The sequence below is a fragment of the Crocosphaera chwakensis CCY0110 genome (genome assembly GCF_000169335.1).
GTDB lineage: Bacteria > Cyanobacteriota > Cyanobacteriia > Cyanobacteriales > Microcystaceae > Crocosphaera > Crocosphaera chwakensis.
In genome coordinates this window covers 1-9,863 of the sequence record NZ_AAXW01000107.1, presented here as the reverse complement: position 1 = coordinate 9,863, position 9,863 = coordinate 1, and the positions used below count along the sequence as shown (strand labels likewise).

The 9,863-nt window shown below is 34.7% G+C and carries 12 protein-coding genes and 2 pseudogenes; 10 read left to right on the top strand and 4 right to left on the bottom strand.

Going from position 1 to position 9,863, the window contains the following annotated elements; genetic code table 11:
• From CY0110_RS26930 to dnaB, 3 genes and pseudogenes are all read left to right on the top strand, one after another.
• Nucleotides 1-344, top strand: a pseudogene (locus tag CY0110_RS26930) (integrase); the annotation flags it as partial.
• Complete coding sequence (locus CY0110_RS26925) at nucleotides 337-1,191, top strand: DUF6262 family protein (protein WP_008278823.1); 855 nt, start codon at nucleotides 337-339, stop codon at nucleotides 1,189-1,191. The pseudogene CY0110_RS26930 and the gene CY0110_RS26925, both read left to right, overlap by 8 nt.
• Nucleotides 1,191-2,495 carry a replicative DNA helicase gene (dnaB, locus tag CY0110_RS26920; RefSeq protein WP_008278822.1) on the top strand — a complete coding sequence of 435 codons (1,305 nt, stop codon included), beginning with the start codon at nucleotides 1,191-1,193 and terminating at the stop codon, nucleotides 2,493-2,495. Before CY0110_RS26925 ends, dnaB begins: the two co-directional genes overlap by 1 nt.
• A 415-nt stretch (nucleotides 2,496-2,910) precedes the next feature.
• On the opposite strand, the gene CY0110_RS26915 is transcribed toward dnaB, so the two are convergent.
• Nucleotides 2,911-3,207, bottom strand: coding sequence for a DUF4236 domain-containing protein (locus CY0110_RS26915; RefSeq protein WP_008278821.1), 297 nt, complete (start codon nucleotides 3,205-3,207; stop codon nucleotides 2,911-2,913).
• 124 nt (nucleotides 3,208-3,331) lie between these two features.
• Nucleotides 3,332-4,280, bottom strand: a protein-coding gene (locus CY0110_RS29545) for an IS630 family transposase (RefSeq protein ID WP_085961785.1) whose coding sequence is annotated in 2 segments (ribosomal slippage) — nucleotides 3,332-3,941 and nucleotides 3,940-4,280 — 951 coding nt in all. Because the reading frame shifts where the segments join, the coding sequence is not laid out codon by codon here.
• Between the two features lie 45 nt (nucleotides 4,281-4,325).
• Between CY0110_RS29545 and CY0110_RS26900 the strand changes: the two genes are divergently transcribed.
• The 6 genes from CY0110_RS26900 to CY0110_RS26875 all read left to right on the top strand — a co-directional run bounded on the left by CY0110_RS26900 (nucleotide 4,326) and on the right by CY0110_RS26875 (nucleotide 8,203).
• Nucleotides 4,326-5,075: a TerC family protein gene (locus tag CY0110_RS26900; RefSeq protein ID WP_157464673.1), complete on the top strand. Its 750-nt coding sequence runs from the start codon at nucleotides 4,326-4,328 to the stop codon at nucleotides 5,073-5,075.
• A gap of 44 nt (nucleotides 5,076-5,119) precedes the next feature.
• Nucleotides 5,120-5,698 (top strand): TerD family protein, encoded by a 579-nt coding sequence (locus tag CY0110_RS26895; RefSeq protein WP_008278819.1) that lies wholly within the window; start codon nucleotides 5,120-5,122, stop codon nucleotides 5,696-5,698.
• Nucleotides 5,699-5,842: 144 nt separating this feature from the next.
• Nucleotides 5,843-6,259: a VWA domain-containing protein gene (locus CY0110_RS26890; RefSeq protein WP_008278818.1), complete on the top strand. Its 417-nt coding sequence runs from the start codon at nucleotides 5,843-5,845 to the stop codon at nucleotides 6,257-6,259.
• Between the two features lie 2 nt (nucleotides 6,260-6,261).
• On the top strand, nucleotides 6,262-6,864 hold the full coding sequence (locus CY0110_RS26885) for a TerD family protein (RefSeq protein ID WP_008278817.1): 603 nt from the start codon (nucleotides 6,262-6,264) through the stop codon (nucleotides 6,862-6,864).
• Between the two features lie 17 nt (nucleotides 6,865-6,881).
• Nucleotides 6,882-7,487 carry a tellurium resistance protein TerA gene (locus CY0110_RS26880; protein WP_008278815.1) on the top strand — a complete coding sequence of 202 codons (606 nt, stop codon included), beginning with the start codon at nucleotides 6,882-6,884 and terminating at the stop codon, nucleotides 7,485-7,487.
• A 2-nt stretch (nucleotides 7,488-7,489) separates the two neighbouring features.
• Nucleotides 7,490-8,203: a zinc-dependent metalloprotease family protein gene (locus CY0110_RS26875; protein WP_008278814.1), complete on the top strand. Its 714-nt coding sequence runs from the start codon at nucleotides 7,490-7,492 to the stop codon at nucleotides 8,201-8,203.
• 540 nt (nucleotides 8,204-8,743) lie between these two features.
• Here CY0110_RS26875 and CY0110_RS31250 read toward each other — a convergent pair.
• Together CY0110_RS31250 and CY0110_RS26870 are read right to left on the bottom strand one after the other, a co-directional pair.
• Nucleotides 8,744-8,884: pseudogene (locus tag CY0110_RS31250) on the bottom strand (integrase); the annotation flags it as partial.
• Between the two features lie 124 nt (nucleotides 8,885-9,008).
• Entirely contained in the window at nucleotides 9,009-9,293 is a 285-nt protein-coding gene (locus tag CY0110_RS26870; RefSeq protein ID WP_008278812.1) for a zinc ribbon domain-containing protein, read from the bottom strand.
• 171 nt (nucleotides 9,294-9,464) lie between these two features.
• Between CY0110_RS26870 and CY0110_RS26865 the strand changes: the two genes are divergently transcribed.
• Nucleotides 9,465-9,863: site-specific integrase (locus CY0110_RS26865; RefSeq protein WP_008278811.1), on the top strand; the 399-nt coding region annotated here is incomplete at its 3' end.

Genomic DNA, 9,863 nt, shown 5'->3' with positions numbered 1-9,863 from the left:
ATAAGTTCTTACCTTGGCAATCATTACCTGAAAGCTTACTAAAAAATCCTAAAGCCCATGAACTTGACTTAGAAATAGCCCCTCGTTTAGTAGTTTACGGACACTGCACCCTTGACCCCAAAACTCCCTGTCCTGTCAATCTTTATCCTAAATGCTATGGTTGTTCAAGTTTTCGTCCCAGTACAGGAAAATTACCTCTCTATGAACGTCAATATCATGGGGAACAGCAACGATTAACAGATGCAGAGAAAGCAGGGGCAGAATTAGCCTCAGAGGAAGCTAAAGCTACCATTGAGGCCATGAATAAATGGCTTCCTGAGTTGAGGAGGTTGGCTGATGGCTAAAAAGCATAACCGAGAAAAACAAGCGGAGGTTTTAAGGCGGACTCAAGCCCAACGAAAGGAACAGAAAAAGGAGCAAGTATTAAAGGCTGTACAAGAAATAATAGCTCAAAAGAAATCTTTGACCTTTGCTAATATTGCTAAGGTCGCTGGTTGTTCAGTTTCTTATTTATACAAATGGGATGAAATTAAAGCTTATATTCATGAACTTCAACAAAAGGAAAATACTCAATTAAATCCTTTAGAAGAACCAGAAGCAAGACCCAATAGCCTCAAGACTTTACACGAAGTTGCTAGGCAACGAATTAAGGCTTTAGAAGCTGAAATAAAAGACCTGAAACAGCAGAATGAAAAGCTTAGAGGTCATGTAGTAGAAATCTATGAACTGAGGGATGAATGTGAACGATTGAGAAAACAGTTACGAGAGTTATTAAACACTCAAAATTCATCAAGTAAAGTCATTCCTATACAAACCCCTTTAAAAGATAAAAAAGTTTCTATTTCTAACCCTGAAAATGAAGATACCCCAGAAACAATTATTAATTTAATTAAAGAAATGGGACTCAAAGTAGGGGCAAAACTTAAAGAAGAAATAAATAACCGTGACCCTCAACAAGTTAAATTAGCTATCGATGCTTTTCAACAGTATAGAAATCATCATACTATTACCAGTCAAGAAGCTTGTTTATTATCAATGATTCGAGAGGAAGCACAGCCTAATACATCAAATGAGATAGTTGATAAGCCATCTAAACCGACGATTCATGAAACTTCAGAGGAATCTAATCAAGAATTAGTTAGTCTGGACAAACTTAAACAACTTAGTAGTCTTTTCAATTCTAAATCATAATGGATAATCATTTACTACCCCAGAATATTGAAGCAGAAGAAAGCATTTTAGGCGGTATTCTCTTAGACCCTAATTCCATAAGCAGAGTAGCAGATATTTTACCTCCTGAAGCATTTTATGTCATGGCTCATCAACAAATTTATCAAGCTGCTTTAGACCTTTACCATAAAGATCAACCCTGTGATTTTATGACAGTCAAAACTTGGTTAAAAGACCATAAGCTCTTTACTAAAGTCGGGGGAGAGAATAAATTAACCCAATTACTTGATAGGACGGTTTCTGCGGTTAATATAGACCGTTACGCAACGTTAGTGGTTGATAAGTATCAGCGTCGTTTACTGATTAATGCAGCCCGTGAGATTGAAGAATTAGGCTATGATACAGTAACGGAATTACCTTCTATTCTAGAACAGTCAGAAGAAAAGTTATTTAAGGTAACAGTAGATGAAAAAGACCCTTTTCAACCTCAACCTATTCATGATTGTCTTAGGGATGTTTTTAATGAATTAGAAGAAGGAAAAAGTCCTGGTTATTCTACTGGTTTATCCGACTTAGATAAGTTAACAGGAGGTCTTACTAGAAAAGACTTAATTATTATTGCAGGTCGTGCTTCAATGGGTAAAACTTGGTTTTCTATTTATCTTGCTAATCATGTCGCTATGACTTACAAAGTTCCTGTGGTGTTCTTCTCAGCAGAAATGTCTAAAACTCAGTTAACTAAACGGTTTTTAGCCATACACTCAAAAATAGATTCATCACGATTAATGCGAAATGAAATTTATCAGGATGAATATGATTCTTTGGTAAAAGGATTAGGAATACTTACCGAGTTACCCATTATTATTGATGATACTCCTGCTAATACCTTAACCCCTTCAAGAATGCGCTCTGTATTGCGCCGAATTAAAGCTGAAAGGGGAACTATTGGGTTAGTAGTAATGGATTATATTCAAAAGCTAGGTGATAGAGCAGCAGGGAATAGAGCGCAAGCGGTGGGTAAGTTTTCAGGGGCATTTAAGGATATGGCTAAGGAGTTTGATTGTCCGTTTCTTGCCTTGGCACAAATTAACAGAGGCGTGGAAGGACAAGCTAATAAACGTCCTTTTATCTCTGATATTAAAGATTCTGGGGATATTGAGCAAGATATGGATTTAGGATTATTATTATATCGAGATGAGTATTATAAACCTGAGACTGAAGATAAGGGAATTATGGAAATTAATGTGGCTAAAAATCGGAACGGACAGACAGGAATGTGTCAGGTGCAGTTTAATCCTATAGTTGGATCATTCTTGAATCGTTAAGTTTTAGTAAATATCTTAGACACAAGGAATCGGTTTCTGTCGTCAGGTAAAAATATATAATTTTCCGAATATATTAACTGTCTATTTTTTCGATTTGTATACTCTTGGCTGTCGCAAATTGATAGTAAATTTTTCCCGACTCAGCATAGTTAATATCCCCATCTAGTTCTAATACGCAGTGTTTTCTATTAGTTTTTAATATTTTTTTGACGATTTTTCCATAACTCAACTAATCTTCCTAAGTGAGTCACCCCTAGTATAGACAATTATACTAATTCTCAAAACCGATAAGAGACTTAGTTACAAACTAAAATTAAGCAAATAAAACTCAAAAGGCTTCAATCAAGAATTGTTCAGACACTAATTCTAATATTTTCAAACCGGCAATGTATTTAGAAACTAAAAATAATCGGTATTAATACAATACTCCATTCTGTTTTAAGAACTCTATTAATTCTTGCTTATTAAATTTAGAATAACCTTTCAATCCATGTTGCTTCGCTATATCTCTAAGTTCTATTTTAGAAAAACCCTTAACAGTTGTCGAATCAAACTGATACGAAAGTGGACCTGGCAAGTTTACTCCTGTTTTTCCAGTTCTAGAATTCCAGTTTACGGGACCAGCCTTCAAACTTACCGAAGTGCCAGATTTCGATAAATTAACTGATACTCCAGGTAATATTTGAATTTTCTTTCTGATACGAAACCCCATTTTTTTGTTCTCCTATTGTACCAACGGTTATACACCTAAGTTTCCATATAAGTCTATGATACAGATCACATCTCAGCCACTTTTTTCGTCACACTATTAAGCTTATATATAGCAATTCCCATAGTCATGAGGTACAGTAGCAGCAATGAGTAAACCAGTTACGAATATCTTGTTTGGTAACTTGTAACATAGCTGATGTAATACCTTCTATTAGGTCTTTATAGTTTCTTGCTTTGATTTTTCTCAAAATAGCTTTGACTTTTGACCAGAAATTTTCAATCGGAGAAAATTCAGGAGAATAAGGAGGTAGGTAAATTACATTAGCCCCGACTTTTTCAATAGATTCTTTGACCATTTCTCCCAGATGAATTCTAGCATTATCCATAACAACACAAGCATCTTTCCATAGCTTTGGTACTAATTCTGTGAGGATAAAAGCTTCAAATGTAATTCCGTCTACTGACCCGTAAATATTCTTTGTTGCCAGAACTTTATCTAAGGATAATGCACTAATAATAGAAATATTTTTGCCTCGCTTCTGGGGTTTTTCTCCCCTAGCTCTCGTGCCTTTTAGCGACCTAGCGTATAGTCTCAGCATTGCTAAATTCACTCCTGATTCGTCTATAAAAATTAAATTATTTGTCTTTACATCTCGAATGGTTTCCCAAAACTTCACTCTTTTTTGATGGACTTTTTCATTGTCTTTTTCAGGTGCATATAAAGTTTTTTTTGACACTATAATTCAATCTTTGGCTGATTCTTCCCATTGTGGTTTTTTTGACTTGCACTCCTGTTTCTTTATAGAGTAACTCACATAATTCTTCGAGAGTTGCATCATTATTTTTTTCCATGATTTCCACTAAAATAACCAATTGCTCACTATTAAGCTTAGGAGATGGGCTTCCTCCTTGCGGTAAAGGTCTAATATCTCCAGTTTGTTGATATTGTTTAAGCAATTTTTGAATAAAGCTTTTCGCTACTCCAAAACGCTTAGCTAGATTCCTGATAGAGAGGTTTTCTTTTTTCCACACTTCTATGATTTTTTCTCTAAAGTCTATAGAATAAGGCTTCATTTTTTAGTACATCAGTAATAGATATTACAATCTATAATGTACCTCATGAGTCAGGGAAATGCTATAAAATATATATTAAAAAGAAGCGAACTGACAAAAATATTAGATTTTCTGTCAGTAAATAACAATTATATAGGTTTGTTTAATATGGAGATAGCAAACACAGTATTACTGGTGATTACTCTTTCTTTTTTTGAAATTATTCTCTCATTAGATAATGCAGTAGCACTATCTTCTATAACCGAAGAATTAAATAATAAGGATAAAAAATTTGTTTTAGATTTAGGAATGTTCTTATCCTATTTTTTTAGAATTGTTTTGATTTTTTGTGCTACTTGGATTATTCGTTATTGGCAACTTAAACTTTTAGCTGCGATTTATTTATTTTACTTAGTTTTTGATTATTTTTGGGATTTATCTTCTGATAGTAATTTCAAAACTAAAAAGAGTTTAATGTCTGCGATTGTAGCAGTTGTTTTTACTGATTTAGCCTTTTCTCTAGATAGTGTATCAGCAGCAGTAGGAATTAGTGATCGCTTTTTGATAATTATTGCTGGGTGTGGCATAGGAGTTTTAGCTCTACGTTTTTTGACAGAGTTATTTCAGGTGTGGATGGAAAAATTTACTTATTTAGAACTTTCTGGATATTTAGCTATTGGTTTAGTTGCAATTAAGCTTTTAATTGAAATCATTTATCCTTCATTAGTTCTTCCAGAATCTATTGAACTCTTGATGGTGATTAGTATTTTCTCTTTTGGATTTTCAAAACAAAATACATCTTTTACTAACGTTTAGTTTTAACGTCTTTTCACATTCAAAAATTATAAGGAGCCACAAAAATGGTAGTTTCTCTAGCCAAAGGTCAGCGTGTATCTTTAGAAAAAGTAGCCCCAGGATTAACTGAAATATTTGTAGGCTTAGGGTGGGATACTAAGCTCACTGATGGAAGTTATGATTTTGACCTAGATGCCTCGGTTTTTCTTTTAGGAAGTAATGAAAAATTAATTTCTGACAAACACTTTATCTTTTATAATAATTTAACCAGTCCTGATTCTAGTAAATCAGTAGAACATACAGGAGATAATTTAACTGGTGAAGGTGAGGGTGATGATGAAGTGATCAAGGTCAATCTGCAAAAAGTTCCCAGTGATGTAGAGAAAATTGTGGTCACTGTAACCATTCATGAAGCTGCTGAACGCGGTCAAAACTTCGGTCAAGTTGATAATGCTTTTGTCAGAGTAGTTAATGCTAAAAGCAATGAAGAAGTAATCCGATACGATTTAACTGAAGATTGTTCCATTGAAACGGCAATGATTATGGCAGAAATTTACCGTAAAAACGGTGAATGGCGAGTTAATGCAGTAAGTGCTGGTTATCAAGGTGGTTTACAAGCATTATTAGACCGTTATCAAAGCTAGAAGATAAGCGTTGTCGATTTTAGTAAGAAATTGAGTAGAGGCAAAGTTTTCAAAATATCATTCTTACTGTTAATGTCAATATTTCGTTAATCAAGTTTTCGGCAACGCATCTAATAAATAAAGTATCAATTAGAAGGCATTATTATGCAACAAACAATAGACCTTAAAAAGAAAGCAGATATTAATTTGCTTAAGTCAAAAAACGAAGCTTTAGTCATAAATGATGTCATAAATAAATACACTAAAGAAGAATCGAGTAAATTACCTACATTTGTTATCTTTTTGAGTGACGGTGGAGTTACTAATCATACAGAAATTAAAAAAGCATTAATAAACGCAGCAAAATATCCTATTTTTTGGCAATTTGTTGGTTTAGGTGGTTCGGATTATGGAATCTTAGAAAAACTAGACAATATGCCAGGAAGAGTCGTCGACAATGCTAACTTTTTCCATGTAGATGACTTGCAAAATATAACTGACGACCAGTTGTATCAAAGACTAATTGATGAATTTCCACTCTGGGTTAAAGAAGCAAAAACTAAAAATATATTACGAGGCTAAAAATGAGTATTAGTTTACAAAAAGGACAGCGAATTTCTTTATCTAAAGAAGCCCCTGGTTTGACTCAACTAATGTGTGGGTTAGGTTGGGACGTAGCTGAACAATCAGGTGGTGGATTTTTTAGTGCTTTGTGTGGGGGTCAAGACTTTGATTTAGACGCATCTGTTTTATGTCTTGATAGCAATCAAAAATTAACCAACGTTAAGGACGTAGTTTACTTTGGTAATCTCAAACATCAATCTGGAGCAATAATTCATCAAGGAGATAATTTAACTGGTGAAGGCGAAGGTGATGATGAAGTTATTATTGTCAATTTATCCAGAATTCCCCCTCGGATTTCTAAGCTAGTTTTTGTGGTTAATATTTATCAATGCCTTCAAAGGAAACAAGATTTTGGTCAAGTTCAAAATGCTTTTGTTCGTTTAGTCAATGGCTCTAATAATAAGGAATTAGCTCGTTATGACTTATCTGGACGCAACTATGCAGAAATGACGGGGATGACTCTAGCAGAAATCTATCGCCACAAAAATGAATGGAAAATGGCGGCACTTGGTAATGGTTTTAGGGTCAATGGTTTAGAAGAAATTCTTCGCAAATATAGTTAAATTTAAGGAAGTTAATTATGCCAATTACTTTAGAAAAAAAAGGGGATTCTCACAAAATTGACCTGAGTAAAAATAGGGTCTTTCAACAGTTAATAGTTAAAGTCAATCTCAACTGGAATCAAAAGCCTAATCAAAATGGTGGTTTTTTTGCCAAACTAATAGGAAATGACGCACCTGATCTGGATTTAGGCTGTATGTATGAAACCGTCAATGGTGACAAAGGAGTAATTCAGCCTTTGGGTGGCAATTTTGGTTCTAAACATACTGCTCCTTATATCTTCCTAGATAAAGATGACCGCACTGGTGCAGCACAAGAAGGCGAAAATATGACAATTTATCGTCCAGAAACTATTAAACGGGTGATGTTTTTTGCTTTAATTTATCAGGGAGCAAAAGACTTTCAATCGGTAGATGGTCGAATGATTTTTCAAATTAGCAATGGCGAGAAAATTTATATTAAGCTTAACAATCCCGATTATGAGCGTCCTTTTTGTGCTGCTGCTATGATTAGCAATCTTGGCTCACAGGTTAAGATTATCAAAGAAGAAAGATATTTTCAGGGTCATAAATTCGCCGATGATTATTACAAATTTGGCTTTGAATGGGTACCTGGTTCTAAGTAACAATGTCTTTATATAATCGTTTAGATTTAACGAGACCTAATCGCCGTAAGTTTAAATCTCCACCACAACAAAATAAGCCTATTTGGGAAAGAATCGATCTTACACGCCCCGTAAAACTTAAATGTAAGGTTTGTGGTCATCGAATTCAAACTACCTGGTCTATTTGTCCCCATTGTGGTTGCATACTCCAAAATACCAAAACCAAGCGTCATTGTATTTGGATACAGGTTTGTAACTTGGAAGTTTATGACAAAGATCGGGATATGTGGGGAATAATTCTTACTGATGCTTTTTCTAAAGTGTTCAGTGCTTTTAGAAGTGTTAATGTTTTCCTAACCACAGACCCCCCAGATTTTAAGGAATGGCAAGAAGACTTTACTCGAGTTTATGTTTTAGCAGACGATTCCTCTGTTGATTATTTAGGGGTTGCTAGTTTTAGTTCGAGGAAAGTAACAAATATGGCGGTAGTGCGAATCGATCAAATTTGCAATGCTTCCTTAAGGGCCGATTTAAGTATTAATCAATTATCTAAGCTTTTAGCAAATACTATCGCCCATGAAATTGGTCACACTTTGGGATTAGATCATTCGGATCTCGATACAGATGTGATGCAAGATGGGGTAGACCATAGAGTCCATTGTTTGATGCCTCCTTCTTTTCATGGAGAACAAATTACCCTAATGAATCACGCCATTAGCAAATATAAAGACAAATAGGGGGTTTGAGTAGCACAGTTACTACTCAAACCCCTTTAGCTTTGACAGCGATCACTTGCTTAGTGCTTAGAGTGAATTTAAAAATCCTTAAAGAGAATTAGACAACTTAAACCCGAACATCCTTAAAGTAAACCTAGATAAAAACCACCTAATATACCAAGACCTACCCCAGCCATGCCAGTTAGAAAAGGACTCATAATATTCCAAGTGTTTACCTTGTGTGCTGATGTCATGATCTGAGAACGTGAATTCATATTTGAGACTCCATCTAAAAAGAGATTGACTGTGTATCCATAAACTTTCTAAAGGCAAAAACGGACTATTTACTGTTCAAAACACAACCTTGACTTTTACTGAAGAAAAATTCAGGTAAAACCACTAAGCCTTTAAATCTAGTATCTTTGATTAGTTAATCTTCTTCAATAATTGAAATCTCATTGAAGTTGTGATCATAATCATCGCATTAATCTTTTCGATGATGGTATATGGTTTCTTCAATTGATGCGATCCCTCATAACGATACGTTCACTGGCAAAATATTTAACTATCCATCAACTTCAAACACTGAACCGTCCGCCGTTTCGTCTCCTCACCTCTTCTATCATACTTTGCTGTCGTCACTGGAGAACTATGACTCGCTAACTTCTGCACTGTGACAATATCCACCCGTGCATCCAATAACTAACTACAAAACCTCCAAAAAGTCAATGCAGTGCTACGTTAAATCTTAAAAAATTATAAGATTAGGAATGATAAACCTTACATTGTGGAGAGTAAATAATAAAAGTTCTATTTTTCAAGCAGCTTACATTGTAGAATAAACATAAGCCATTATGTCTCTATCGCATTCAAAGCCACATTCAGGACATTTGTGAACTCTAATACTTAATTCTTTTTTTCCTGTATGAGCTCCACAATTAGGACAGATTTGTGAAGTGTAATCTTTATCAACTTTTGCAAAGTAAGTATTTGTTTGACTACAAACATATTCTAATATCGTAAAAAATCGACCATTACCCATATCTAAAGATTGTTTGCACAACATCCCTTTAGACCATGAATTAAAGTTAATATTTTCTACAAATATCATTCCTACTTCTTTGCAAAGTTGGTGAGCTAATTTTTAAGTCTTATTAAATTATAAACAACAACAACAAAAACAGCGTAGCAGAAATCAATAAGTTTTGTTGCGCTGTTTGCATTTATTGAACTGTTTTTATTTTTAGACTACAATGTTGATTACGTTGAGACAGAACTGACCATGAAAGTGCAAAAAGGGATTCTCCCAGACACCAATCAACCTATCTGGATTGTGCTTGATGATGACTATTTACCCATCGAGCCTATCCAGAAGTATTTGCACTATCTAGACAGCCTAGAACGCTCTCCTAACACTATTTCTGCTTATGCTCATAACCTCAAGCTCTATTGGGAATTTCTTCAAGACAAGCATCTGAACTGGAAAGAGATCACCCTGGAAACCTTATCCGAGTTTATCCATTGGCTGAGAAACCCCAATAAGAACGTGATTTCAGTTCAACCCCAAGTCTCTAAACGCTCTGAAAAAACCATTAACCATTGCCTGACAACAGTATGTGGGTTTTATGAGTTCTATGAACGCTTAGGGGAATTTGAAGGAATAGATGCTGACCGCTATCAA

Excerpts from the sequence above, each read along its gene's own strand:
- CY0110_RS26925 (WP_008278823.1), top strand. The coding sequence starts at position 337 with ATGGCTAAAAAGCATAACCGAGAAAAACAAGCGGAGGTTTTAAGGCGG.
- dnaB (WP_008278822.1), top strand. The coding sequence starts at position 1,191 with ATGGATAATCATTTACTACCCCAGAATATTGAAGCAGAAGAAAGCATT.
- CY0110_RS26915 (WP_008278821.1), bottom strand. The coding sequence starts at position 3,207 with ATGGGGTTTCGTATCAGAAAGAAAATTCAAATATTACCTGGAGTATCA.
- CY0110_RS26900 (WP_157464673.1), top strand. The coding sequence starts at position 4,326 with ATGAGTCAGGGAAATGCTATAAAATATATATTAAAAAGAAGCGAACTG.
- CY0110_RS26895 (WP_008278819.1), top strand. The coding sequence starts at position 5,120 with ATGGTAGTTTCTCTAGCCAAAGGTCAGCGTGTATCTTTAGAAAAAGTA.
- CY0110_RS26890 (WP_008278818.1), top strand. The coding sequence starts at position 5,843 with ATGCAACAAACAATAGACCTTAAAAAGAAAGCAGATATTAATTTGCTT.
- CY0110_RS26885 (WP_008278817.1), top strand. The coding sequence starts at position 6,262 with ATGAGTATTAGTTTACAAAAAGGACAGCGAATTTCTTTATCTAAAGAA.
- CY0110_RS26880 (WP_008278815.1), top strand. The coding sequence starts at position 6,882 with ATGCCAATTACTTTAGAAAAAAAAGGGGATTCTCACAAAATTGACCTG.
- CY0110_RS26875 (WP_008278814.1), top strand. The coding sequence starts at position 7,490 with ATGTCTTTATATAATCGTTTAGATTTAACGAGACCTAATCGCCGTAAG.
- CY0110_RS26870 (WP_008278812.1), bottom strand. The coding sequence starts at position 9,293 with ATGATATTTGTAGAAAATATTAACTTTAATTCATGGTCTAAAGGGATG.